At 74.9% G+C, this 24830-nt stretch carries 23 protein-coding genes; 10 read left to right on the top strand and 13 right to left on the bottom strand.

Features of this window, described 5'->3' with window-relative positions; all coding sequences use genetic code 11:
* Nucleotides 1-89: 89 nt before the first annotated feature.
* The gene (locus tag ACZ4MO_RS00135; protein WP_175010141.1) at nucleotides 90-947 is read right to left on the bottom strand and encodes an MBL fold metallo-hydrolase; all 858 of its coding nucleotides are present in this window, start codon (nucleotides 945-947) and stop codon (nucleotides 90-92) included.
* Between the two features lie 55 nt (nucleotides 948-1002).
* Between ACZ4MO_RS00135 and ACZ4MO_RS00140 the strand changes: the two genes are divergently transcribed.
* Together ACZ4MO_RS00140 and ACZ4MO_RS00145 are read left to right on the top strand one after the other, a co-directional pair.
* The gene (locus ACZ4MO_RS00140) at nucleotides 1003-1521 is read left to right on the top strand and encodes a VanZ family protein (protein WP_175010140.1); all 519 of its coding nucleotides are present in this window, start codon (nucleotides 1003-1005) and stop codon (nucleotides 1519-1521) included.
* Between the two features lie 159 nt (nucleotides 1522-1680).
* Nucleotides 1681-2652 (top strand): LacI family DNA-binding transcriptional regulator, encoded by a 972-nt coding sequence (locus ACZ4MO_RS00145; RefSeq protein ID WP_499278568.1) that lies wholly within the window; start codon nucleotides 1681-1683, stop codon nucleotides 2650-2652.
* 24 nt (nucleotides 2653-2676) lie between these two features.
* On the opposite strand, the gene ACZ4MO_RS00150 is transcribed toward ACZ4MO_RS00145, so the two are convergent.
* From ACZ4MO_RS00150 to ACZ4MO_RS00175, 6 genes are all read right to left on the bottom strand, one after another.
* The gene (locus ACZ4MO_RS00150) at nucleotides 2677-3423 is read right to left on the bottom strand and encodes a glycosyltransferase family 2 protein (RefSeq protein WP_255437411.1); all 747 of its coding nucleotides are present in this window, start codon (nucleotides 3421-3423) and stop codon (nucleotides 2677-2679) included.
* Nucleotides 3420-4829 (bottom strand): PIG-L family deacetylase, encoded by a 1410-nt coding sequence (locus tag ACZ4MO_RS00155; RefSeq protein WP_255437410.1) that lies wholly within the window; start codon nucleotides 4827-4829, stop codon nucleotides 3420-3422. The genes ACZ4MO_RS00150 and ACZ4MO_RS00155 overlap by 4 nt, the downstream gene beginning before the upstream one ends.
* Nucleotides 4826-5917, bottom strand: coding sequence for an acyl-CoA dehydrogenase family protein (locus ACZ4MO_RS00160; RefSeq protein ID WP_186810521.1), 1092 nt, complete (start codon nucleotides 5915-5917; stop codon nucleotides 4826-4828). The genes ACZ4MO_RS00155 and ACZ4MO_RS00160 overlap by 4 nt, the downstream gene beginning before the upstream one ends.
* A 121-nt stretch (nucleotides 5918-6038) precedes the next feature.
* The gene (locus ACZ4MO_RS00165) at nucleotides 6039-7205 is read right to left on the bottom strand and encodes a YhjD/YihY/BrkB family envelope integrity protein (protein ID WP_175010137.1); all 1167 of its coding nucleotides are present in this window, start codon (nucleotides 7203-7205) and stop codon (nucleotides 6039-6041) included.
* Between the two features lie 140 nt (nucleotides 7206-7345).
* Complete coding sequence (locus ACZ4MO_RS00170; protein WP_175010136.1) at nucleotides 7346-8386, bottom strand: aminoglycoside phosphotransferase/kinase family protein; 1041 nt, start codon at nucleotides 8384-8386, stop codon at nucleotides 7346-7348.
* 119 nt (nucleotides 8387-8505) lie between these two features.
* The gene (locus ACZ4MO_RS00175) at nucleotides 8506-9462 is read right to left on the bottom strand and encodes an L-lactate dehydrogenase (protein WP_175010135.1); all 957 of its coding nucleotides are present in this window, start codon (nucleotides 9460-9462) and stop codon (nucleotides 8506-8508) included.
* Between the two features lie 159 nt (nucleotides 9463-9621).
* Here ACZ4MO_RS00175 and ACZ4MO_RS00180 point away from each other — a divergent pair, with 159 nt between their 5' ends.
* The 4 genes from ACZ4MO_RS00180 to ACZ4MO_RS00195 all read left to right on the top strand — a co-directional run bounded on the left by ACZ4MO_RS00180 (nucleotide 9622) and on the right by ACZ4MO_RS00195 (nucleotide 11995).
* Complete coding sequence (locus ACZ4MO_RS00180) at nucleotides 9622-9996, top strand: hypothetical protein (protein ID WP_175010134.1); 375 nt, start codon at nucleotides 9622-9624, stop codon at nucleotides 9994-9996.
* A gap of 481 nt (nucleotides 9997-10477) precedes the next feature.
* Complete coding sequence (locus ACZ4MO_RS00185; protein ID WP_074804489.1) at nucleotides 10478-10954, top strand: DUF6325 family protein; 477 nt, start codon at nucleotides 10478-10480, stop codon at nucleotides 10952-10954.
* A 23-nt stretch (nucleotides 10955-10977) separates the two neighbouring features.
* Nucleotides 10978-11274, top strand: coding sequence for an SHOCT domain-containing protein (locus ACZ4MO_RS00190; RefSeq protein WP_175010133.1), 297 nt, complete (start codon nucleotides 10978-10980; stop codon nucleotides 11272-11274).
* A gap of 52 nt (nucleotides 11275-11326) precedes the next feature.
* Nucleotides 11327-11995, top strand: coding sequence for a YrhK family protein (locus ACZ4MO_RS00195; RefSeq protein WP_175010132.1), 669 nt, complete (start codon nucleotides 11327-11329; stop codon nucleotides 11993-11995).
* Between the two features lie 34 nt (nucleotides 11996-12029).
* Here the strand turns inward: ACZ4MO_RS00195 and ACZ4MO_RS00200 are convergent, their stop codons facing one another.
* The 6 genes from ACZ4MO_RS00200 to ACZ4MO_RS00225 form a co-directional block, all read right to left on the bottom strand.
* Nucleotides 12030-14246, bottom strand: a complete 2217-nt coding sequence (locus tag ACZ4MO_RS00200; protein ID WP_175010131.1) for an exo-alpha-sialidase — start codon at nucleotides 14244-14246, stop codon at nucleotides 12030-12032.
* Nucleotides 14247-14465: 219 nt separating this feature from the next.
* Nucleotides 14466-15137: a peptidase gene (locus ACZ4MO_RS00205; protein ID WP_175010130.1), complete on the bottom strand. Its 672-nt coding sequence runs from the start codon at nucleotides 15135-15137 to the stop codon at nucleotides 14466-14468.
* A gap of 271 nt (nucleotides 15138-15408) precedes the next feature.
* Nucleotides 15409-16191: a glucosamine-6-phosphate deaminase gene (gene nagB, locus ACZ4MO_RS00210; RefSeq protein ID WP_108048785.1), complete on the bottom strand. Its 783-nt coding sequence runs from the start codon at nucleotides 16189-16191 to the stop codon at nucleotides 15409-15411.
* Nucleotides 16191-17273: a Gfo/Idh/MocA family oxidoreductase gene (locus ACZ4MO_RS00215; protein WP_175008877.1), complete on the bottom strand. Its 1083-nt coding sequence runs from the start codon at nucleotides 17271-17273 to the stop codon at nucleotides 16191-16193. Before ACZ4MO_RS00215 ends, nagB begins: the two co-directional genes overlap by 1 nt.
* Entirely contained in the window at nucleotides 17270-18337 is a 1068-nt protein-coding gene (locus tag ACZ4MO_RS00220; protein ID WP_175008876.1) for a Gfo/Idh/MocA family protein, read from the bottom strand. Before ACZ4MO_RS00220 ends, ACZ4MO_RS00215 begins: the two co-directional genes overlap by 4 nt.
* On the bottom strand, nucleotides 18334-19089 hold the full coding sequence (locus ACZ4MO_RS00225; RefSeq protein ID WP_175008875.1) for a GntR family transcriptional regulator: 756 nt from the start codon (nucleotides 19087-19089) through the stop codon (nucleotides 18334-18336). The genes ACZ4MO_RS00220 and ACZ4MO_RS00225 overlap by 4 nt, the downstream gene beginning before the upstream one ends.
* A gap of 100 nt (nucleotides 19090-19189) precedes the next feature.
* Between ACZ4MO_RS00225 and ACZ4MO_RS00230 the strand changes: the two genes are divergently transcribed.
* The 4 genes from ACZ4MO_RS00230 (at nucleotide 19190) to ACZ4MO_RS00245 (ending at nucleotide 24829) form a co-directional block, all read left to right on the top strand.
* The gene (locus tag ACZ4MO_RS00230) at nucleotides 19190-20794 is read left to right on the top strand and encodes an ABC transporter substrate-binding protein (RefSeq protein ID WP_175008874.1); all 1605 of its coding nucleotides are present in this window, start codon (nucleotides 19190-19192) and stop codon (nucleotides 20792-20794) included.
* Nucleotides 20795-20932: 138 nt separating this feature from the next.
* Nucleotides 20933-21889: an ABC transporter permease gene (locus ACZ4MO_RS00235; RefSeq protein WP_499278569.1), complete on the top strand. Its 957-nt coding sequence runs from the start codon at nucleotides 20933-20935 to the stop codon at nucleotides 21887-21889.
* Between the two features lies 1 nt (nucleotide 21890).
* Entirely contained in the window at nucleotides 21891-23990 is a 2100-nt protein-coding gene (locus ACZ4MO_RS00240; RefSeq protein ID WP_175008873.1) for an oligopeptide/dipeptide ABC transporter ATP-binding protein, read from the top strand.
* Nucleotides 23987-24829: an ATP-binding cassette domain-containing protein gene (locus ACZ4MO_RS00245; RefSeq protein WP_175008872.1), complete on the top strand. Its 843-nt coding sequence runs from the start codon at nucleotides 23987-23989 to the stop codon at nucleotides 24827-24829. The genes ACZ4MO_RS00240 and ACZ4MO_RS00245 overlap by 4 nt, the downstream gene beginning before the upstream one ends.
* The last annotated feature ends 1 nt before the right edge of the window (nucleotide 24830 follow it).

Here is a 24830-nt window from a genome sequence, read left to right on the forward strand (position 1 = left end):
GCGGGTCGATCCGGCGCCACGGCTTCTCGTCGCGCCGGCCACGCGTCCCGGCGGCGCAGCGGCGGTCGCAGCCCTGGCGGGTGGTGCGGTCAGGTGAGGTGGTCGAAGTCGCCGCGGACCCAGGCGGCGTGCCGTTGCGCGGAGCGGAGCACGACAGCGCGGGCGTCGGCGGGGATCACGCCCTCGAAGTTGTTGTAGAGCCGCTCGAACGGGCGCCGCGCCACGCGCTCGGCGATGCGCAGCACCACGGCGGCCGAGAGCGGGATGCGGTTCGGGTAGGACCGCATGAAGCTCACCGAGGTGCGGTCGGGATTGGCGAAGATCGTGTCGCCCGAGAGCAGCACGCCCCGCCCGTCGGCGCCGGCGGCCCAGTGCACGACGGCGCTCCCGGGGAAGTGGCCGCCCGGCTGCGAGAGCACGACGCCGGGCAGCACCTCGCGTTCGCCGGTCCACGTCTCGATGACCCGGTCGGGCCGCGCGACCCAGTGCGCGTCCGCCTCGGCGACGAGCACGGGGACGTCGCCGAGCGCACGGCTCCACTCGACCTGGACGCCGAACATGTGGGGGTGGCTCGCGGCGATCACGACGACCGGGCCGAGCGCGCGCACCTGCTCGACGGCGGCGTCGTCCACGTAGCCGGGCGGGTCCCACAGGAGGGTGCCCGCCGGGGTGCGCACGACCTTGGCCTGCTGCCCGATCCCGACGCTCGGCGAGCTCGTCAGGCCGAACAGGTCCGGCTCGAGCTCCTCCAGGACGAGGCGTTCGCCCGCCGCGGCGAGCTCGGCGAGCGTGGTCCACGCCTGGCCCGTCGCGGGCACCCACTGGCGCTCGTCGGCGCAGATCGCGCACACCGCCGGCCGCTCGGCGTGCTCGACGGCGCACGTGCGGCAGATCCACCAGCCCGCGTCCGGGGTCGGGTCGAGGGAGGGCGCGGGCGTCGTCGTCATGGCACAGGTCTACCGTGCCCCGCCGACACGCGTCTCCTGAGAGACTGTCGCCCCCATGATCTCCACGCTCCTCGTCGCGCACCCCTGGATGTCGCCGCTCGCGCTCGCGGCCCTCGTCGTCGTCGGCCCGTTCCTGGGCTCGTGGCTCGTCGGGCGCCGCCGCCTCACCGGCGCGCTGCTCGCGCTGTCCCTCGTGCCGCTGCTCCTGCTGACGCTCGTGCCGGTCGACCGCGAGCTGTACGCCGTCTGCACGGTGAGCTGGGTCCTGCCGACGCCGGCCCGGGTCGAGCTGTTCGCGAACGTCGTGCTGTTCGTGCCGCCGGTCCTCCTCGCGGCGCTGCTGCTCCGCCGACCGCTCGTCGCGCTGCTGGGCGGGGTCGTCGCGTCGGCGCTCGTGGAGGCGTTCCAGGCGCTCGTCCCGGCGCTGGGCCGGTCGTGCGACACGAACGACTGGCTCTCCAACTCGATCGGCGCGCTCGTCGGTGCGGGGATCGCCGTCGTCGCGCTGGGTCTCGCCGCGCGGCGGACGCGCACGACGGACGACGACCGCGTGCCCGCGACCCGCGCGTCCTGACGGCCGCGGCCGAGCGCCCGGTCGGGTCCGGGCACCCGGGCGCAGGACCCGAGGACGGACACGGTGTGGGAACGCTTCCACGAAGCGTGCTCCCGGGTTAGCGTGGTGGTCCGGGCGCGTCGCCCGTCACCGCCGACAGGACCCCGCCGGGAGTACGCCATGCCGCCCATCACGCTCGACGACGTCGCGACCGCCGCGCGCGTGTCGCGGTCGACGGCGTCGCGCGTCGTGCGCGGGACGGGCCCCGTCTCGGACCAGGCGCGCCGCGCCGTGCTCGCCGCGGTCGACGAGCTGGGCTACGTGCCGCACCCGGGAGCACGCGCGCTCGCGAGCGGTCGGGGCGAGCGCGTCGTGGTCGCGGTCGGGTCGCCGTCGGCGGACCTGCTCGCCGACCCCTACGTCGCACGCGTCGTCGCGGCGGCGAGCCGCACCGCGGACACCCAGGGCGTCGGGGTGGCCCTGCGCTGGCTCGGCCGCGACCCGCAGGAGGAGCTGCGCCGCCTCGCGCGCGACCCCGGCGTGGGCGGCGTGCTGCTCGTCGACTACGCGGCCGACGTGCTCGCGAGCGTCCCGCGCGAGCTCGTCCCGCGCGTCGCGGCGATCGGCCCCGCGGACGGCCGCGTCCCCTCGTACGACGTCGACGCCGCCGCCGGGATCGCCGCGCTCGTCGAGCACGTGCTCGCGGACGGGCGGCGCGACGTCGTCATGCTCACGGGGCCGGGCTGGCTGCCCGGGTCGCGGCGTGCCGTCGAGGCCTACGAGAGCGTGGTCCGGGCGGCCGGGGTCCCCGCGCTCGTCGTCGCGGCCGACCTCTCGTGGCTCGCCGGCGCGGAGGCCGCGCGCGAGGCGCGACGGCGCTGGCCCGGGATCGACGCCCTCGTCGCGATGAGCGACACGCTCGCCGTGGGCGCGATGCGCGCGCTCGCGGAGGACGGCGTCCGCGTGCCCGACGACGTCGCCGTCACCGGGTTCGACGACCAGCCGTTCGCGGAGCAGGCCGGTCCCGGCCTGACGACCGCCACGCACCCGGTGGAGCGCATCGCGGCCGCCGCCACCGCGGCCCTGCTCGGACGGCGGCACGACGACGAGCGGACGTTCCCGTCCGTCGTCGTGCGGCGCACGAGCGCCTGACCCGGCCGCCGGGACGGTCCGGTCTCAGGCGGGGAGGTCGTGCGCGAGCAGGTCCTCGCGCAGGTGCCGGGCGTACCCGCCGGGCGTGCGCCCGACGAGGCGCGCCGACGTCAGGACCTCGGCGGACGCGTCGGCGACGACGCGCGCCCCCGCGGCCCGGGCGCGCTCCACGAGCCCCACGTCCTCGTGCTCGGCGACGGGCGCGAACCCGCTCGCGGCGTCGTGGGCCGTGAGGCGGACGCCCAGGTTGGCGCCGTGCACGTGCCCGTTCGCGTGGCCCGGCCGGTGCGTCGCGAGCCACGCGCGCGCCCGGTCCGGCGAGAGCGCGGCCAGCTCGGGGCGGACCGTCCCGACCACGACGTCCGCCCCGGCGTCGGCCAGGTCGAGCTGACGCGTCAGCCAGTGCTCGGGCACCGCGGAGTCGGCGTCGGTGCACGCGAGCCACGTCCGGGCGGCGGCACGGTCCCGGCGCACCGCGAGGGCCGCGACCCCCGCGCGCACACCTGCCCGACGGGCGCGCCCGACGTTGCCGTGCGCGACCTCCACCACGCGCACGCCCGCGGCCCGGGCAACGCGCGCGCTGCCGTCGGTGCAGCCGTCGAGCACGACGACGACCGCGACCCGCACCCCCGGGCGGTCCCGCGCGACGGCGGCCGTCGCGCGCCCGAGCGCCGCCAGGCAGCGGGGCAGCAGCTCCTCCTCGTCGCGGGCGGGGACGACCACGACGACGCGCTCGATCGTGCCTGCCGACCCGCTCCCCGGGGCGCTCACAGCAGCCCCGTCGCGCGCGCGACCGAGACCGCCGGACGGCGGACGAGCACGTCGAGGACGAAGTCCTCCTCCACGTGGTGCGCGAGCCGGTCGAGCTCCGGGCGGGCGGCGAGGCGCGCGTGCACCTCGTCGCCGCCGAGCGGGTACTCGACGACGTCGTGCCGCCAGTGGCACGCGACGAGCACGCCGTCGTCGGCGAGCGACGCCGTCGCCCGGTCCAGCGCGCGGTCGAGGTCGTCGCGACCGTTGTAGTAGAGGACCTCCGAGAGCACGACGAGGTCGAACGTGCCGTCGGGCCACTCGTCCGGGGTGTCGAGACGCAGCAGCTCGACCTCCGGCCCGAGGCGGCGCCGCGCCTCCGCCAGCGGCGCCTCGGCGACGTCCACGCCGACCACGCGGTCGCAGCGCGCGGCGAGCTCGGCCGTGAGCACGCCCGTCGAGCACCCGAGCTCGAGCGCGGCCCGGAACCGCGGCCGGGGGAGGCTCGCGAGGAGGACGGCCCGCTTGCGCTGCTCGTACCAGCGCGTCTCGAACCCCCACGGGTCGCGTCGGCCTGCGTAGAAGCGCTCGAAGAACCCCGCGCCGAGGCTCGCGCCCGGGTCTGCGGGCTCCTTCGCGACCCGGCGGCCCGACGCGTCGACGAGCACCTCGACGCCGCGGTCCGCGTGCCGGAGCATCTCCGGGCCGAGCGTCGCCTCGTCGCCGGGCGCCGCGGACAGCGGCTCGACCTGCGTCACGTGGGCGGCGAGGGCGCGCCGCTTGGCCTCCCTGGCCTCCGCGCCCAGCGGCAGCGCGCGCAGGGTCGGCCAGGGCACCGCGTCGTCGCCCGGGTCCGCCCAGTGCCACAGCCACACGGGGTACTCCAGGAGGCGCAGCCCGAGGCGGTCGGCGACCTCCGCCGCCACCTCGCCCGCGATCCGGTGGTCGCGGTGCCCGTCGCCGCGCCACGGCGCGCACAGCACCACCGACGACGGCGGCACGCCCTCGCCGCTCGGCCCGCCGAGCACGTCGTCCAGCACGTCCCCGAGCACGCGGGCGAGGTCGCCGCGGTGCTCGCGCAGACCGCCGTCGGGCAGGCCGGGCAGCACGACCCGGGCCGCGGGCGCCAGGACGGCCACCGCCTCGGCCACCTCCGCGCGGCGGACGGCGCGGAGCCGCTCGGGGGAGACCGTCGTCGAACCCGCGTGCGACGCCTCGCCGTCCGTCGCGACCACCACGGTGACCGCGGCGCCGCGGCCGGCCAGCTCGTGCACGAGCCCCGCCGCGCCGAACGACTCGTCGTCGGGGTGCGCGGCGAGCACCACGAGGTGCGCGACCTCGCCCACGTCGAGGCGCGGGACGTCCAGGATCCCGGCGCGCACCCACGCGTCCTCCGACGTGCCGGGCTCGCGGTGGTCGAACGTCACCACGCCGTCGTCCCGTGCGCGAGGAGGGCGCGGCCGAGCGACGCGTCGTCGCGCTCCGCGTGGTGCTGGCGCACGTACAGACCGAGGTCCGCGACGCGCCGCGCGAACCGCTCGTCCGTGGTCAGCGGGCCCGGGCCGAGCGCGTGGGCGCAGCGGCGCTGCACCTCCTCGACGACCTCCGCGACGACGCCGCGCACGCGGCGCGCCAGCAGGGAGGCGTCCGGGCCGTCCACGCCCGCGTCGACGGCGCTCGCGGCCTCGGCGAGGACCGCCCGGCCGGAGGCGAGCGCGCGGTCCGTCGCGCCGAGGTGCGCGAGCGCGAGCTGGTCGGGCTCGCGCGCGGCGAGCGCGTCGCGCTGCGTCCGCGCCAGCCCGACGGCGCCGCCCCACCAGCACGCCGCGACGCCGATCCCGCCCCACGCGAACCCCGGCCGCTCCAGGTACCAGCCGGGCGCCCCGACCGGCACGGCAGGGACGTCGTCGAACCGGACCGCGGCGCTCACGACCTGGGCGAGCCCGCGCGCGACCCACGGCCCGGCGGCGGGGACGACGCCCGGCGCCCGCAGCGCGACCGCGAACAGCCGCCGACCGGCGTCGGTCCACGCCGTGACGAGCGCGTGCGAGAGGTCGGCGGCGAGGGAGCACCACGGCTTCGTCCCCGAGAGCACCCACGCGCCGTCGCGCTCGTGCGCCTCCAGCCGGACGCCGGGACCCTCCGCCGCGTACACGCCCCACGTGCTGTCCGGACCCGCCCCGACGGCGTCGAGCGCCACGGGTACCGGGACCTGCCCGAGGATCGCGAGGGCGTCGAGGTGCGGCTCGACGACGCGCGCGGCGCCCACGTCCGTCGCGGCGAGCGACGCGAGCGCGCCCCAGAGCTCGGCGGTCCGCCCGTCGCCGGGGAAGGGCGCCCGGGCGCCGATCGTCCGCGCGTGGTCGAGGAGGGCCGCGACGTCGGTCCCGGCCGCGTCGATCGCGGCGAGCTCGTCGGGCCCGACGAGCGCGGGTCGGTCGGCGAGCGGGGTCGACGGCGGGCCCAGGTACAGCGGGACGAGGCCGGGGGTGGTGGGTCGAGCGAGGTCGGGCATGTCGCGGCTCCCGAGGGTCGAGGGCGGGCCTCGTCTCGACCCGCCACGACCGTAACCGCGGGGGCGTCGCCGGGCACGGCGACCGGCCGCGGGGACGGCAGAACCCTGGCCGACGGCGCGGTCAGTCGCGGCGCGGCGTCGTGCCCGGGCCGGTCCCCTCGTCGTCCGCGCTCGTGCGCCCGGTGCCGTGGGGGTCGGTGGCCGTGTCGGTGTCCGACGACCGGCCGTGCGACTCGCGGAGGGCGCGGGCCTGCTCGACGGCCTCCTCGCGCTTGGCGGCCTTCTTGTCGCTCGCGCGCGTGTCGCGCGGGGGGAGCTGGATGCGCTCCTCCGCGGGCATGCCGCTCTGCAGCTCGCGGCTGCGCTCGACCTCCGCGTCGAGCTCGGCGCCGAGCAGCAGCGCGAGGTTCGTCAGCCAGAGCCACAGGAGGAAGATGATGACGCCCGCGAGGGTGCCGTAGGTCGCGCCGTAGCTGCTGAAGCCGCTGCCGAGGTAGAGGCCGAACGCCGCCGAGGCGACGACCCAGACGAGGATCGCCAGGACCGCGCCGGGGCTGACCCAGCGGAACTTGGGCTGCTTGATGTTCGGCGTGAGGTGGTAGAGGAGCGCGACGAGGATGACGACGAGCAGGAGAGCGACCGGCCACTTCGCGACCTGCCACACGGCGATCGCGGTGTCCCCGAGGCCGACGAGCTCGCCCACCTGGCGCGCGATCGGGCCGGAGAGGACGAGGCTCCCGACGACCAGTCCCGCGAGCAGCACGGTGATGACCGTGACGCCGAGCATCACGGGGCGCAGCTTCCAGATCGGGCGCCCCTCCTCGATCTCGTAGATGCGGTTCATCGACCGGGAGAACGCGCCCACGTAGCCGGACGCCGACCACAGGGCCAGCACGACACCGATGACGAGCGCGAAGCCGGCCTTGTCCGTGTTGGCGGCGTTCTCCACGAGCGGTCTGATCATGTCGAGCGTGGTCGACGGCACGACACCCTCGACGCTCTGCAGCACCGAGTCGACGGCCTTCTCGCCGTCGCCCACGAGCCCGAGGATCGACACGAGCGCCAGGAGGGCAGGGGCCGACGCCAGCACCGCGTAGTACGTCAGCGCGGCCGCGAGGTCGGTGCACTGGTCGTCCATGAACTCGCGCACCGCGCCCTTGACAGCGAAGCCCCACGACGGCTTGCGCAGGTCCGAGGGGGAGTCGGGCTTGTGGTCGGCGTCGGGTGCGGGCCGCGACTCCTCGTCCCGTGCGGTGCCGGACGTGTGGCGTCCGCTGCTGTCGGTCATGGCGGCCTCCTCGGTGGGCGTCGCCTCGGCGCACGACGCTCGCGTCGGTGGACGGCCTCACGGCTCGTCCCGGACGAGCACCACGCTCCGTGCGCCGGGCTCCACCCGCAAGCGGAGCGCCCTCGGACGCGCGGCGAGGCTCAGTCGAGCGCGCTGCTCGCCGCCAGCACGACCTTCCGGGCCTGGTCGTGATGGGCGTCGAGGCGACGACGCAGCTCGGCGAGCCAGTCGGGGTCGTCCGGGGCGTCGCCGGCGTCGAGCACGCCGTGGCCGTGCACGAGCGAGCGTGCCGCGACGACCGGACCGCTCAGGGACAGGGCGCGCCGCTCCGTGTCGAGCACCGGGCGCGTGCGGCCGTACCCCTGCAGGAAGGCGGCGAGCAGCGCGGGGTGCCGGGGCTCGTCGACCGTGCCGCTCCCCACCAGGTCGCGGACGGCGACCGCGATGTCGAGCACGTACGGCCCGACGCACGTCTCGTCGACGTCGAACGCGACCATGTCCCGTCCCTCGCCGCGCACGTTGTCCAGCTCGAAGTCGCCGTGGAGTACGCCGCCGGGGAGCCCCTGGGTGACCTGGCCCCACGGGGTGCCCAGCCGGACCGCGGCCTCGGCGAGAGCGTCGTCGCCGCCCTCGGCCGAGCGGAGGGCGAGCGTGGCCCAGGGATCACCGCCGTTCCGGCTCCCCGTCGCGTCCGGCCCGGCGACGTCGGACACGAGCGCCGCGTGCGGGGCCGCGGCGAGGTGGAACCACGCCAGCGCGGCGCCCCAGTCGGTCGCGCCCTGGGGGGTCAGGTCGTCCGCGTCGTGCTCCCGCCCCGGTGCGTCGGGCACGACGACCGCGTGCGCGTCGCCCGACGGCGTCCGGACGGTCTCCACGAGCGCGCCGTCGAGCGAGGGCAGCGGTTCGACGACGCCACCCTGCGCGCCGACGGCGGCGAGCAGCGCCGCCGGTGCCTCGACGGATCGTCGCGACCGCAGCGCCGCCGGGACGAAGCGGACGTACAGCACACCGCGGTCGTCGACGCCCGGAGGGACGACGAAGACGTGCGACGCGCTCGACCGCCAGTACCGCGCGGCACCAGGTGGGAGTCCCCACCGGGCGGCGACGGCGTCCGCGACGGGACTGCGCCACTCGTCGTCGACGGTGGTGCGGACCGCGTGGATCTCGGAGAGCGGGAGCATGGCGACGATCCTGGGCGTCGTCGTCGCGCCGAGGCGAGAGATTTCCCGACGACGCCGCGCCGTCGTCCGCGCGCGGACGAACCCGTGCGGGGAGGGCCGCGGCGGCCCGGCCCGGGCGGCTACTCCAGCCCGAGGTCCTGCTGCGCGGCGTGCAGGGAGTCGGCGGACGCGCGGAGCTGACGCTCCTCGGCCGCGGACATCGTGAGGTCGAGGACCTGCTGGACGCCGCCGGAGCTGATGACGCTCGGCACGGAGAACGCGACGCCGCCGATGCCGCGGTAGTCGTCGTGCACGGTGCCGACGGGCAGCACGGCGTGCTGGTCGCTGACGACCGCCTCGACGATCCGGGCGCCCGCGAGCCCGATCGCGTAGTTCGTCGCGCCCTTGCCCTCGATGACCCGGTACGCGGCCTGGCGCACCTGGTCGGTGATCTCGTCGAGCTCGCCGTGCGTGAAGTGGTGGCCGTCGGGCGAGACCCAGTCGAGGATCGGCACCGGCCCGATGCGCGCCTGCGACCACAGCGCGAACCCGGTGTCGCCGTGCTCGCCGACGATGTCCGCGTGCACGCTCGTTGCCGCGACCCGAGCCTTGTCGGCGATGAGGCGCCGCAGCCGGGACGTGTCGAGCACCGTGCCGGACGAGAAGACGCGGGACGTCGGCAGCCCGCTGATCTTCTGCGCTGCGACGGTCAGCACGTCGCACGGGTTCGTAACGATGCAGTAGACGGCGTCCGGCGCGTGCTCCAGGAGCTGCGGCAGCAGCGTCTCGAGGATGCGGACGTTCGTGCCCGCGAGGTCCAGGCGGCTCTGGCCCGGGTCCTGCTTCGCACCGGCCGTGATCACGACGACGTGCGACCCCTCCGCGACCGACGGGTCCGCACCACCGACGACCTGGCTCGCCCCCGTGAACTGCGTGCCGTGCGCGAGGTCGAGCACCTCGGCCTCGACCTTCGCGCGGTTGATGTCGTAGAGCGCCACCGTCCGTGCGGAACGGCGGATCAGCGCGGCGTACGCCAGGCTGGTCCCCACGCTCCCGGCGCCCACCACCGTGACCTTCGAGCTCTCGACGCGTGTCATGGGACCACGCTACGCACGGGCCGCCGACGCGGCGCGCGGACGACCGGCCGCGCCCGCCGAGGAGCGGCGTGGCAGCGCCTGGGGCATCATCGGCAGTGCTCGCCGGGCCGCCCGGGGAGGCCGGACCACCAGGTCGGGCAGCGCGAGACGAGGACGGTCATGAGAGCTCTGCGGTCCCGGGTCGCGGTGGCCGCCGCGGTGGCTGTGGTCCTGGTGTCGGTCGCGGCGTGCTCGGCCGACGACGAGCCGAGCTTCTGCGACGCCGCCCGGTCCTACGCCGAGACCGTCAGGGCCAGCACGGAGTCGCTCACGCGCGACGAGGCCGCGGACGCGTTCGCTCAGGACGCGGAGACGATGCGCGAGGTCGCCGCGCCCGACGAGCTCAGGGCGGACTGGGACCGCGTGACGACGACGGCCTCGGGCGTCGCGGAATCCCTCGCCGACGGCGGCGACGGGACCGAGCTCCTGCTCGACGACGACTACCAGGCCTCGTTCACGGCCGTCACCGAGCACGTCGAGATCGGCTGCGGCTGAGAGGGCTCGCGCGAAGGGCGACAAGGGTGGGCGTGGCCGGGCGGACGCGATCGGGCGCCCCTGAGAGTAGGAGCGACGTAGCCCAGCGCGTTGCCATGGTGGAGTGCACGGCCGGTGAGGACGCGGGGAGCGGCGCGCGCTGTCGCGCTGGCGGGTCGTCGAAGCCGACCGGCTGCGTGGTCGTGTCGAGCGGCCACGGGGTGTCGTCGAGGTCGACCACGCATCGCCCGATGAGGTCCGTGTTCGGGGAGCTCAGAGCGTCCAGCCCACCCGGGCTTCGCTCGGGCCGCCGCACGCTTCCGACCCTCCGACACGGACCCAGCCGACGGAGAGACTGAAGGACCAGGTGTTGCCCTCCCTCGAGGTCGCGAGGGTCGGCTCGACTTCACACTTCCCGGGTGAGGACGCGGGCGCGTCAGGGAGCGAGCCTGGGGGACGGAGCCCGTGCGCCGCGCGGGACGGACGCGGGGAGGACGCGACGATGACGCAGGAACTCAGCGACGGGCCCGGTGGCGGGCTCGACGACCTCCGGGAGAGCGGGCCCGTCGACTTCCTCGTCGTCGAGCTCCCGACGGACCGCGCGACGGGTGACGCCGCGTTCCCCTATCTCGTCGACCTCGTGGACCGCGGCATCATCCGCGTGCTCGACCTCGTGGTCGTGCGCCGCGAGGACGACGGCGGCGTGACGGCCGTCGGGCTCGAGGAGCTCGACGACGGGTCGACGGAGCTCGCGGTGTTCGAGGGCGCGCGGTCGGGGCTGCTCGACGACGACGACCTCGCGCAGGCGGTGGACGCCGTCGAGCCCGGCATGACGGCCGTCGTGCTGGTGTACGAGAACGTGTGGGCGGCGCCGTTCGCGACCGCGCTGCGTCGCAACGGTGCCCAGCTCGTCGCGAGCGGGCGCATCCCGGTCCAGGCGCTCATCGCGTCGCTGGACGCCACCGAGCCGGTCGGCTGACCGGCGCCAGGAAGGAGACCACCGTGCCAGGACTGCTCCGCGGCGTGGCCCGCACCGCTGTCGTCGCCGGGACGGCGACCGCCGTCTCGAACCGTGTCTCGCGCCGCCAGGCGGGCCGCTGGGCCGCGCAGGAGGAGCCGCAGTACGCGGCCCCGCCGCAGCAGCCGCAGTACGCGGCCCCGCCGCCGCAGTACGCCGCGCCGGCCCCGGCGGCCACCGACGCGCGCATCGAGCAGCTCACGCAGCTCGCCGCGCTCCGCGACCAGGGCGTGCTCACGCCGGCTGAGTTCGAGGCCCAGAAGGCCCGCATCCTCGCCTGACACGGCCGGTCCGCCGTCGCGCGGCCCGGCCCGGCACGGCGGAAGGACGAGCATGACCCGCACCCGCACCGCCGACCCGGGGCGCCGCCTGCGGCGCGAGGCGTGGGGGTTCGCGGCGGGGTCGCTGTGCTTCCTCGTCGGCGCGCTCCCGCCGTACGCAGGCGCGGTGGGCGCCGTGGCGACCGGGGTGACGTTCGTCGTCGGCTCGGTGTTCTTCACGGCCGCGGCGTTCGTCCAGCTCGGCCTGAGCGGGCGCCGCCCGCCCCGGACGGGCACGCCGCCCGCCGACCGCTGGGACTGGTGGTCCGCGGCCGTGCAGCTCGTCGGGACGCTGTGCTTCAACGTGAGCACGACGGCGGCCCTCGTCGCGGCCGTGAAGGCCCCGACCGCGCTGTGGGTGGGGTGGAGGCCGGACGCCTACGGCTCGGTCGCGTTCCTCGTGTCGTCGGCGCTCGCGGTCCTCGCGACGCGCGACCGGGGCCACCTCTGGGACACCGACGCGCGCACGTGGCACGGCACGTGGCTGAACATGATCGGCTCCGTCGCCTTCGCGGCGTCCGCCGTCGGGGCGTACGTCGATCCGTCCACGGGCACGTACCTGAGCGCATGGTGGGACGACGCCGGGACGCTCCTCGGCGCCGTCTGCTTCCTCGTCGCCGCGCTGCTCTCGCGCCGGGCGGCCGGCGTCCCGGCCCGCACCGACGCCGTCCCGGCCGGGTGACGCCCCCGCGTCACCCGGCCGGACGCTCCGGGGGTCAGGAGCAGTCGGTCGCCGCGTAGTCGGCGTCCACGGCCGCCGCGGCCGTCCCGGCGCTCGCGCTCCCGGCGTCGACCGACGCCGCGCGGACGGCGAACGACTGGTACGCCGCCCGGCCCGGCTGGACGTCCGCCACCGTGCGCTCGCCGTACGGCGTGCGCAGCGTGACGTCGGCGGGCGCGTCACCGGTGTTGCGCGCCGTGACCGCGACGTAGGCGCCGCCGGCGAGGCAGCGGCTCGTCGCCTGGACGTCGAGAGCGGCCGGGGCGGTCGGGAGCTCGACCGTCGGACCGTCGAGCTCGACGACCGTCACGCTCGACCCGGAGGTCGAGGTCCACGTCGTGGCGGGCGTGAACGACCCGCGGTCGAGGTCGGCCTGCGTGACGACGTGGTACGCGAAGGTGCAGGTGTACGACCCCTCGGCCGGGAGGTTCCGGTACCGGCAGTTCTGCGCGGCGTTCGCGGGGTCGAGCCCGGACAGGTTGCCCGTCGGCACGACCTGGGTCGCGGCCGTCGAGAGGTTGCGCACGTCGAACGTGAAGCTCAGGCGGTCGCCCACGGCGTACGTCTCCCGCGGGTTCGCGTGCGTGCCGCGCACGCTGATGTTCCCGGGTGCCCCGAAGTACACGCCCGGGCCCTCGTGCTCGACGGTGGTGACGGTCGTGCCGGAGGTCGACGTCCACGTCGTGCGCGGGGCGAAGAAGCCCGCGTCGAGGTCGGCCTGCGTGATCGTGTGCCGGGCGGACGTGCACGTGTACGCCGCGCGCGCCCCGAGGTTGCGGTAGCGGCAGTTCGGCGCGCCCTGCGCGGGGTCGAACCGCTCGAGGTCCCCCGTCGGGGAGACGGTCGTCACGGCGTCGGACAGGTTGGTCACCGTGAAGGAGTAGGTGACGACGTCGCCGACCTTCCAGCCGCCGGCCGGCGTCGCGCTCGTGACGCTCGCCGCGGTGACCTCGACCTCGCCGGGCGTGCTGCTCGGGGCCGCGAGGAGCCAGTCGTGGTCGAGCTTGGCGAACCGGATGCCGCCCCCGCCGCCGCCCGGCTCGTAGAGCAGGCCGACGGTCCCGTCCGCGAGCGTGGCGAGCGTCGAGTACGCCATGCCGCCCGGCTGGAAGACGCGCGCGACGGGCCACGTCTCGCCGTCGTCGTAGCTGACGCGGACGGTGCCGTTGACGCGCCCGGTCTGCGACGCGGCGTTCGAGAAGAGGAGCACCTTCGCCTCGGCCGACCCCTGCGGCGCGTTCGGGTACGCGCGCACGATCGAGGCGTTGTTGGTCGGGTCGGGCAGCTCGGTGTCGAGCGTGACCGGCCCGTACGTCACGCCGCCGTCGGTCGAGTACGCGACCTTGCGGTACTTCGACCCGGCGGAGTCGCGCGAGTTGAGCATGACGCGCCCGTCCGAGAGCTCGACGGTCTTGTTCTCGTCCATGCCCGTGCCGACGGGCTGCCCGACCTGCCACGTCGCGCCGTGGTCGTCGGAGTAGACGGACACGGCCTGGAACTGCCCGGACCCGTTGATGATCGTGTACTGCTGCACGAGCCGTCCCGCGTGGGGGCCGTACCGGAGCTGGATCCCCTGGCCCGACGCGGCGAAGCGCGAGCGCCACCCGAGGTCCGCCGTGACGTCGGCGGTGATGGTGCGGTGGGTCCACGTGCGGCCGTCGTCCGTGGAGGCGGAGACGTTGGCGTGGATGACGTCGCGCGCGGTCGGGTCGACGCCCGGCCGGGAGCCGCCGAAGCCCTGGTCGTACGACTTCACGTGGAAGTTGAAGATCGTCCCCGTCTCCCGGTCGACGACGTAGCTCGGGTCGGAGTAGCCCTCGATCGGCGCGGTGGTCTTCCCGGCGGCGACGACCTCCTGCGGCCCCCACGTGACGCCGTCGTCCGTGGAGCGGCGCTGGAGGATCGAGTTCGGGCCGGGGGAGTCGGCCGCGGTGGGGCGGCCGTCGTACGAGGCGAGGACGTCGCCGTTGGGCGCCACGGTGAGCGCGGGGATGCGGTAGTTGGGGAAGCCGCCCTGGCCGTTCGTCGCGAGCTGCTGCTCGGCGTACGAGCCCGGGCCCCCGGTCGCGGGCGCGAGGTCGAAGTCGGGGGCGAGGGTCGTGTGGTGGGCCGACGCCGTCGTGACGGGGGCGACGACGCCGCCCACCGCGAGCGTGAGCGCCGCGGCGAGGGTCACCGCGCGGTGCGCGGGTCTGCGGAGGTGTCCGATCATGCCGTTCCTTCCGGTCGGTGCTCGGCGCGGGCGGACGGTCACGGGGAACGCGGCGACGCTGCCGAGGACGCTTGAACAGATGATGTCAGATGTCTGACGTCAGGAAGGTAGCCCGGCGGGTCGGCAGGGTCAAGGGCGGCGCGCGGACAGCACGACGCCCGCCGGTCGCGCGAGGTGCGCGGCCGACGGGCGTCGGTGCAGGGAGAGCTCTGCGGCGGCTCAGCCGCGTCGGGTCCGGCGGGACACGAGGACGATCGCGGTGCCCGCGGCGGCGAGGACGGCGGCGATCCCGGCGTACAGGGCCGCGCTCACGCCGGTCTCCGCGAGGCCCGGGTTCGCCGCGGAGGCGCTGACCGTGCTCGAGACCGGGACGGCGCCGGCCGGGTCGCCCAGCCCGGGCGGGTTCGTCGCGCAGTCGGGCGACGCCGGCGGGTAGACCGTCGTCACGACGACGTGGGGGTTGACCTCGAAGCGCACGTCGACGGAGGGGCGCACCCAGTCGTACTCGTCGCCCTCGACCCACCGGCCGTCCTCGAGGCGCCAGCCCGGCCAGTCGACCCCGCGGCCCGAGTCGTCGACGACGGCACCCGGCCACAGGAGGCGGCCCGAGAGCGGGAGCCCGCTCTGCACGACGCTCTCGCCGTCCGGGTTGATCCACGTGACCGTCGCGGTGTCGTGGTCGGTGCCCTCCACCTCGATCGCGTAGTCGAGGTACGCGGCGTCGCTCTCGCACACGGGCGCGAGCGTCGTGAGACGCATCGAGGGCTCGGTCGGCACGTAGGTGTCGCCCTCCGCCGCGTGAGCCGGCCCCGCGAGGAGCGCGGCGGTGGCGGCGAGAGCGGCGGCGGCGGTGGCCCGCCCGGCGGCGCGGCGCCCGGTCGAGGTGCTCATGGTGGTTCCCGTCGGGTCGTGGTCGGTCGGGTCTCGGCGGGCGTCGTCCACGGGCGCCGCCGTACCCCCGCGGACCAGCGGGACCGGAGCAGCAGGGGCACGGGCGTGTCGGACACGAGAGAGCGGCACCGCCGTCGTCGCCGATGCCCGCACCTGCAGGGGGCTGTGGTGCGGGCATCGGCTGGCCCTCAACCTAGACACCCAACTGGACAGGCGTCCAGTTCTCGAGCGGGTGAAGTCCGGGCGGGTTCGACCGGACCTGGACGTCGGTTCAGAGGCCTTGCCAGTCGGGCTTGGACGCGTACGTCTGGCGGTAGTAGTCGCCGAGCTGCAGGCGCGAGGCCGCCGCGTCGTCGACCAGGACCGTGGCGTGGGGGTGCATCTGCATGATCGTCGCGGGCCACATCGCGCTGATCGGACCCTCCACGAGCTGGTGCACCGCCTCCGCCTTGCCCTTGCCCGTGGCCAGCAGCACCAGGTGCCGCGCCGACATGATCGTGGCCAGACCCTGCGTCAGGCAGTGCCGCGGCACCCGCTCCACGTCATCACCGAAGAACCGCGCGTTGTCCTCGCGCGTCTGGGCCGTCAACGTCTTGATCCGCGTGCGCGACGCCAGCGACGAGCCCGGCTCGTTGAACGCGATGTGCCCGTCCGTCCCGATCCCCAGGATCTGCAGGTCGACACCCCCCGCCCCCGCGATCGCGTCCTCATAGGCCGCGCACGCCGCCACCAGGTCCGCCGCGTTGCCGTCCGGACCCTGCACCGCACCCGGGGCGAAGTCCACCCGCGAGGCGATCTCGGTCTCGATCACGTTGCGGTACCGCTCCGGATGATCGACCGGCAACCCCACGTACTCGTCCAGCATGAACGCCCGCACCCCCGCGAACGACAACCCGTCCTGCACATGACGACGCACCAGCTCGTCGTACACCTTCAACGGAGACGACCCCGTCGCCAGCCCCAGCACCGCCCCCGGCCCCGACCGCACCACCGCCTCCACGGCATCCGCAGCCAGCACCGCCAACCGCTCCGCCGGAGCGATCACGACCTCCATCAGACCCTCGCCTCCTCGCGCACCGTCCGGTGCTCCACCGCGACGACGTCGCCCGTCTCGACCGAGCGGTACGCCGCGTCGATCACGGCGAGCGACGCGCGCGCCTCCTCGATCCCGTAGTCCGGCCGTCCGCCGGCCAGCACCGCCCCGACCACGTGCCGCAGGTAGGCCGCGGCGGCGACCTGGCCCGCGTCGGCGGCGATCGCCGTGCGCCCGTCCGCGCCGAACCGCGCGACGGCCGGGGCGTCGTCGTCCGCGACGGCGTGGCCGTGCGACCCGAGCAGCCGCACCGACGACGTGGTGGGCGTGCCGCCGGGCGCGAACGGGACGCGCCCGAGCGTGACGGTCGCGGTCACACCGCGCTCCAGCTCGAGCGTGACGACCGCCGTGTCCTCGACCCCGGCCTCGCGGTGCGGCTCCAGGAAGAGCGACCCCGCGAACGCGTGCACCTCGAGGGTCCGCAGGCCCGTGAGGTGGTGCGCCGCGTCCGCGCAGTAGCCGAGGAAGTTCAGGAGCTCGCCGCCCCCCGAGAGGGCGCGGTCCACGACCAGCTCCGGACGCTCGACCGACGTCGCGAAGTGCGCCCCCGAGGCGAGGAGCTCGAGGTCCAGGTGGCGCGGCAGGCCCACGTGGCCGGCGTCGACCCACGCGCGCAGGCGGCGCAGCGCGGGCGCGTGCGTGCGGTTCACGACGGCGCACGTCCGGCCCGTGCGGGCGGCGACCGCGACGAGGTGGTCGGCGTCGGCGAGGGTCGTCGCGACGGGCTTGTCGACGAGCACGTCGAGGCCCGCCTCCAGCAGCGCGGCCGCGAGGCGGGCGTGCCGGGTCGGCTCGGCGCACACGACGACGAGGTCCACCGCGCCGCCCAGGGCCTCCGCGACCGTGGCCACGTCGGCAACCTCGGCGTAGGGCACCCCCGCGCGCTCGGCGACGGCGCGCGAGTCGTCGCGCACCCAGCCGGGCGCGTCCGCCTCCTCGACGACGCCGACGAGCTCGACGCGGTCGTCGGCGCCGAGGATGCGCAGGTAGTCGCCCGCGTGGCGCACGGCCGACGCGAAGGCGACGCGCAGGACGGCGCTCATGCGGCCACCCCCGTGGTCGCGTAGCCGGGGACGTCGGCGACGCGCTCGCGCCGCCCGGAGACGAGCGAGCGCTGCGCCGCGAGCGCGGTCGCGAGCGCCGCCCGCACCTGCGGCGTCGTGACGACGGGCGCCGCGTCGCCGCGCACCACGTCGAGCCAGTGCGCGAGCTGGAGCCCCAGCGCGCCCTCGACGGAGACGGGCGGGGCGGTCGTGGCGTCGGAGTGCAGGCCGTCCTCCTCGGTGGTCGAGTGCGCGAGCGTCCCCTCGGTCCCCACGAGCACGACCCGGCGCACGAGCTCGCCGCGGCGGCGCAGCGCGTAGCAGAGCTCGAGCGTCGCGAGCGCGCCCGACGCCGTGCGGAGCTGCACGTGGAACGAGTCGGGCGACTCCATGTCGGGCGAGAACGTGCGGAACCCGCGCGCGAAGACCTCGACCGGATCGTCGTCGAGCAGCCACGTCGCGGCGTCCATGATGTGGGTCCCGTTGTGCACGGGGTGCCCGCCCGAGAGCTCCGGGTCGAGCTGCCAGCCGCGCCACCCGGCGGGCCACGCGTGGCCCGTGTACCAGGAGATGTGCGCGAGCCGCGGGGTGCCGATCTCGCCCCGGCGGGCCGCGGCGGCGAGCGCCGTCACGGCGGGCTGGAAGCGCACGGTCTGCCCGACGACGAGCGTCGTGCCCCGGCCCTCGGTCGCCGCGACCATGGCGTCGAGCTCGGGCAGCGACAGCGCCGCCGGCTTCTCGACCTGGACGTGCTTGCCGGCCTCGCCCGCGGCGATCGTGTCGCGCGCGTGCGTCGGGGTCGCCGTGACGACGTCCACGGCGTGCACGGCGTCGTCCGCGAGAGCGTCGTCGAGGGACGTGGTCGCGCGGGCGCCGGGGACGAGCGCCGCGAGCGCGCGGGTGCGCTCGAGGTCGTGCCCGACGACCCAGCGCACGTCCGCGGCGTCGAGCGCCGCGAGCGCCGTGAGGTGCTCCCGGGCGAACGCCCCGATGCCCACGACGGCGATCCCGACGGGACGGCGGCTCGACGGTCGCCCGGCCGGGGGGAGGTGCTGAGGACTCACGCCGTCGTCACCCCGAGTGCCCGGTCGATCGGCTGGTAGTGCGAGGCGACGGCGTCGCGGAACGCCTCGACGTCGCCGACCTCGGCGGCGTCGAGCATCGCGCCGTGCGCGCGCGCGGTCTGGTCGAGGTCGGCGGCGACGGAGAGCCCGAGCTTGGGGATCACGGCGGTGTGCACGTCCCAGAACGCGGCGACGAGCTGCCCGACGAGCGAGTTGTCGAGCCGCGCGAGCAGGCCGGTGTGGAACGCCCGGTCCTGGGTGGGGAACGACAGGCCCTGCGACGCCGCGGCGACCATCTCGTCGACGAGGGCGTGCAGCTCCGGGTTCGACGTGCCGGCGAGGCTCGCGACGATGCGCTCGGCCATGGCGAGGTCGAGGGCCTGGCGCACCTCGACGACGTCGCGCAGGGCCCGCAGGTCGTCGCCGGGGGAGAGCACGCCGCGGAAGACGAGCGCCTCGACGAGCGCGTCGAGCGACATGCTGCCGACGAACGTGCCGTGCCCGTGCCGGACCTCGACGATGTCGAGGGTCGACAGGGTGCGGATCGCCTCGCGCACGCTCGACCGGGAGACGCCGAGGTGCTCGCACAGCTCGGCCTCGGTGGGGAGCGGGTCGCCCGGGCGCAGCCCCTCGCCGAGGATGAAGTCCTTGATCCGGTCGGCGGTGGTGGTCCGCCGCGGTGCGGTCGCACCGGTGCTGCCGGCTCTGGAGGCGTCGAGCGTCGCGAAGCTCCTCCGCCGTGGTGTCGCCATCTTGACCCCTTCGGTTTCTGGTCCTAGTGTCATGCTACACAACGTCAGACATCAGACATCTTCTCTCCGGAAGAGTGTCGGTCTCATGTCAGGAGAACCAATGAAGCTTCACGTCAGCTCACCTCCCCGTCGCCGGGGAGTCGCTGCGGTCGCCGCGGGCGTCGTGCTCGCGCTCGGCCTCGCAGCGTGCTCGGGTGGCGACGCCGCGCAGGACGACCCGACCGAGGGCACCGCCGCCCAGGGTGAGATCGACCAGGACGCCGTGATCGAGGCGGGCATCTCGTACTCCCTCTCCGGTGGCTTCGACCCGATGATCACCACCGGTGCCGTGACAGTAGCCGCGAACTGGCACGTCTTCGAGGGGCTCACCGAGCTCGACCCCGCGACGCGCGAGGTCTACGCGGCGCTCGGCACCGAGCTCCCGGCGCAGGTCGACGACACCCACTACGAGGTGGACATCCGCGAGGGCGCGGTCTTCCACGACGGCACCCCCGTCACCGTCGACGACGTCGTCTTCAGCTTCGAGCGCGTGCTCGACCCGGCGAGCGAGTCGCTCTACGCCGGCTTCATCGACTTCATCGAGTCCGTCACCCCGGTCGACGACGACACGGTCTCGATCAACCTCAAGTACCCGTTCAGCCTCGTCCCCGAACGCGTGTCGGTCGTCAAGATCGTCCCGAAGGCGCTCGTCGAGTCCGACTACGAGGCGTTCAACGCCCTGCCCGTCGGGACCGGCCCGTTCAAGATGACCCAGGCGACGCCCGACGACAAGATCACGTTCGAGCGCTTCGACGACTACAACGGCCGTCGCCCCGCGCTGGCCGCCGGTCTCGTGTGGAACCTGCTGTCCGACCCGGCCGCGCGCGTCACCGCGATGAGCTCCGGCACGGTCAGCGCGATCGAGGACGTCCCCTACATCGACGTCCCGACGCTCGAGGGCGCCGTGGACGTGGAGTCGGTCCAGTCGTTCGGCACGCTCTTCATGATGTTCAACACCGACCTGCCCCCGTTCGACGACGTCCGCGTGCGCCAGGCGTTCTTCTACGCCCTCGACATGGACAAGATCATCGACAACGGGCTCCTCGGCAACGGTGCCGCGGCCACGAGCTTCCTGCCGCAGAGCCACCCGAACTACCACGAGGCGTCGACCGTCTACTCCTACGACCCGGAGAAGGCCAAGTCCCTCCTCGCCGAGGCCGGCGTGAGCGACCTGTCCATCACCCTCATGACGACGGACACCGGCTGGGTGTCGGACATCGCCCCGCTCATCAAGGAGAACCTCGACGCGATCGGCGTCGACACGACGCTCGACATCGGCCAGTCCGGCGGCCAGTACACCAAGGTCGACAACGGTGACCTGCAGGTCATGGTGGCGCCCGGCGACCCGTCCGTCTTCGGCAACGACCCCGACCTGCTCATGCGCTGGTGGTACGGCGACAACGTCTGGTCGCAGTCGCGCTACCGCTGGAACGACGACCCGAAGTTCGCCGAGCTCCAGTCGATCCTCGACGCCGCCGTCCGCACGTCGGGCGACGAGCAGCAGGAGCTGTGGGACCAGGCGTTCGACCTGATCTCCACCGAGGTGCCGCTGTACCCGTTGCTGCACCGCAAGCTCCCCACCGCCTGGGACGGCGAGAGCCTCTCCGGCTTCAAGCCGCTGCCGATCACCGGGCTGTCGTTCCTCGACGCCGGCCTCGTCAAGTAGCAAGCCGGCTCGACGCCGGCGCCGACCGACCCCGGGTCCCCTCGCCCCGCCCCCTTCGGGCGAGGGGGCCCGGCACCCGCACGGCACCCAGAACGGACAGACCATGCACCGCACCCCCGACGCACCAGGAGGCCGACCGTGAGCGCACTGCTGCGGCTCGTCGGACGCCGCCTCCTGCAGCTGCCGATCATGATCCTCGGGATCACGTTCCTCGTGTTCCTCGTGATGTCGTTCTCGCAGGTCGACCCCGCGATCCAGGCACTCGGCGAGGGCGCCTCGGTCGAGGCGCGCGAGGCGTACCGCGAGGCCAACGGGCTCAACGACCCGCTCCTCGTCCGGTACGTCGCGTTCCTCGGCGGCCTCCTGCACGGGGACCTCGGCACGTTCAGCGCACGTCAGGTGCCCGTCGCCGACGAGGTCGAGCGCGCCCTGCCGATCACCCTGCAGCTCACGCTCATGGGCCTCGTCATCGCCGTCGTGGCCGCGCTCGTCATGGGCATCCTCGCGGCGCTCTACCGCGACCGCTGGCCCGACAAGGCGATCCGCGTCGTGTCCGTCGCGTCCCTCGCGACGCCGTCGTTCTGGCTCGCCGTGCTGCTCATCCAGGTCGTCACCCTGAGCGCCGGGTGGCTGCCCGCGAGCGGGCCCCTGCCCGACCCGTCCGAGGACCTCGGCGGCTACCTCGCGCGCATGGCGCTGCCCGCGCTCGCGCTCGCGATCCCCGTCGTCGGCCAGCTCACGCGCGTCGTGCGCACGTCCGTCGTCGAGGAGCTCGACAAGGACTACGTCCGCACCGCGATCGGCGCCGGCATCCCGCGCCACGTCGTCGTCGGGCGCAACGTGCTGCGCAACGCGCTCATCACCCCGATCACGGTCCTCGGCCTGCGCGTCGGCTACCTCATCGGCGGCGCCGTCGTCATCGAGATCATCTTCGCGCTGCCCGGCATGGGCACGCTCATCCTCAACGGCGTCACCAACAACGAGCCCAACCTCGTGCAGGGCGTGACCCTCACCGTGGCGCTCGCGTTCGTGCTCATCAACATCGTGGTCGACATGCTCTACGTGCTCGTCAACCCGCGGATCAGGACGGTGTGACGTGCGCCGACAGCTCACCGAACGACTCTCGACCCCCGGGCTGCGCCTGCGCGCGCTGCCCCTCGGGTCCAAGATCTCCCTCGCGTTCGTGCTCCTCGTGGCGCTCGCGGCGGTCTTCGCGCCGCTCGTCGCGAGCCACGACCCGCTCGCCACCGGCACCCCCGTCCAGCCTCCGGGCGCGGAGAGCTGGTTCGGCACGGACCGGCAGGGCCGCGACATCTTCTCCCGCGTCGTCTACGGCGCGCGGTACTCGCTCGTCATCGGCCTCGGGGCCACCGCGATCGCGCTCGCCGCGGCCGCCGTGCTCGGCGCCGTCGCCGCGACGGCCCGCAAGAGCGTCTCCGAGACCCTCATGCGCGTCCTCGACATCATCATGTCGTTCCCCGGCATCGCGCTGGCCGCCGTGTTCGTCTCCGTCTTCGGCCGCTCGCTGCCCGTGCTCGTCCTGACGATCGCGTTCCTCTACACGCCGCAGCTCACGCGCGTCGTGCGGGCCAACATCCTCGACCAGTACGGCGAGGACTACGTCGCCGCGACCCGGGTCATGGGCGCGCGCACGGCCTGGATCCTCGCGAAGCACGTCGCCCGCAACTGTGCGGCGCCCGTGCTGGTGTTCACCACGGTGCTCGTGGCCGACGCGATCGTCTTCGAGGCGTCGCTGTCCTTCATCCAGGCGGGCGTGCCCGACCCGGAGCCCTCGTGGGGCAACATCATCGCCGCCGGCCGCGACCTCGTCATGGGCGGCTACTGGTGGGCGACGTTCTTCCCCGGCCTGGCCATCATGCTCACCGTCCTGTGCCTCAACATCCTGTCCGAGGGCATGACGGACGCGATGGTCGCCGCCCCGCGGGCGACGCGCGCCACCCCGGCGAAGGCCGTCGCGACCGACTCCGACGACGCGGCCGTCGCCGCGGAGCTCACCGCGATGGACGCCGACGAGCCGGTCGAGACGGCGGACGAGGCGCGCCTCGCCGAGTCCGAGCCGGTCGTGCCGGACGTCGAGCCGGAGGTCGCGCACGTCGGGCGGGCCGTGCCCCTCGCCACGCGCCTCGCCACGCTGCGCGCGGCCGAGTCGGCCCGCACCGACCGTCCCGTGTACGACGGTGACGCCGAGCCCCTGCTCGAGGTGCGCAACCTGTCCATCCGGTTCCCGCGCCACGGTGACGTCGCGGTCGTGGACGACGTCTCGTTCTCGGTCCGCCCCGGCGAGACGATGGCGCTGGTCGGCGAGTCCGGCTGCGGCAAGTCGATCACGTCGCTCGCCGTCATGGGCCTGCTGGACTCCTCCGCGCAGATCAGCGGCGAGATCCGCTACGGCGGCAAGGACCTGCTCGCGATGGGCAACCGCGAGCGCGCGTCGCTGCGCGGCACCGAGATCGCGATGATCTACCAGGACGCGCTGAGCTCGCTCAACCCGTCGATGCTCATCCGTGCGCAGATGAAGCAGCTCACGCGCCGCGGCGGGACCCGCACGGCCGAGGAGCTCCTCGAGCTCGTGGGCCTCGACCCGGAGCGCACGCTCAAGAGCTACCCGCACGAGCTCTCGGGCGGGCAGCGCCAGCGCGTGCTCATCGCCATGGCCCTCACGCGCGACCCGAAGCTGGTCATCGCGGACGAGCCGACGACGGCGCTCGACGTCACCGTCCAGGCCCAGGTCGTCGCGCTGCTCGACGAGCTGCGCGTCAAGCTCGGCTTCGCGATGGTGTTCGTCAGCCACGACCTCGCGCTCGTCGCGCAGATCGCGCACCGCATCACGGTCATGTACGCGGGTCAGGTCGTCGAGCAGGCGCCGACGAGCGAGCTGCTCACCGACCCCCGCCACGAGTACACGCAGGGACTGCTCGGCGCGGTGCTCTCGATCGAGCAGCGCTCCACGCGCCTGCACCAGATCCCCGGCACCGTCCCGTCACCGCGCGACTTCCCGACGGGCGACCGGTTCGCGCCGCGCTCGTCGCGCCCCGACCGCGGCCTCGACGTGCGGCCCGTGCTGCGCGCCGTGGACGCCGACGGGCAGCACCTCGTCGCGATGCCGCCGGACGAGCCGGTCGGCGCCGTCGCGGGCGGTGGCCCCGCCCCGATCACCACCGGAGGGACGCGATGAGCGCCACCGACCAGACCCCGCCCGCCGCGGAGCGGGGGTCCGCGACCGATCACGACACCCCCGTCGTCGAGCTGCGCGGCGTGCACGTCGTCTTCAAGGCGCGCACGGGCACGCTCTTCAAGGCCAACCGGGTGCACGCCGTGAACGACGTCAGCGTCGCGGTGCGCCGCGGCAGCACGCTCGGGATCGTCGGCGAGTCCGGCTCGGGCAAGTCGACCATGGCGAAGGTGCTCGTCGGGCTGCAGGCACCGACGTCCGGCGAGATCCGCTTCCGCGGGCAGCCGGTCGACACGTACACGACGCGCGTGCGGCGCGAGGTCGGGCGGGTCGTGTCCGTCGTCTTCCAGGACCCGGCCACCGCGCTCAACGCCCGCATGCGCGTGCGGGACGCGCTGCGCGACCCGCTCGACGTGCACCGCGTCGGCGACGCCGCGTCGCGCGAGGCGCGCGTCCGCGAGCTCGTGCACCTCGTCGGGCTGCCCGAGTCGGCGCTCGACGCGCTGCCCGGCCAGCTCTCCGGCGGGCAGCGCCAGCGTGTCGCGATCGCGCGCGCCCTCGCGCTGTCGCCCGACGTGATCGTCGCCGACGAGCCGACGTCCGCGCTCGACGTGTCCGTGCGGGCCCAGATCCTCAACCTGCTCGCCGACCTCAAGGCCACGCTCGACCTGGGGATGGTCTTCATCTCGCACGACATCCAGACGGTGCGCCACGTCTCCGACGAGATCGTCGTCATGCAGGGCGGCCGCATCGTCGAGTCGGGCCCTGCCGCGCGCGTGCTCGACGACCCCCAGGACGACTACACCCGCACCCTGCTCGGCGCGGCGCCCGCGCTCCTGTGAG

Source organism: Sphaerisporangium cinnabarinum, assembly GCF_055567015.1.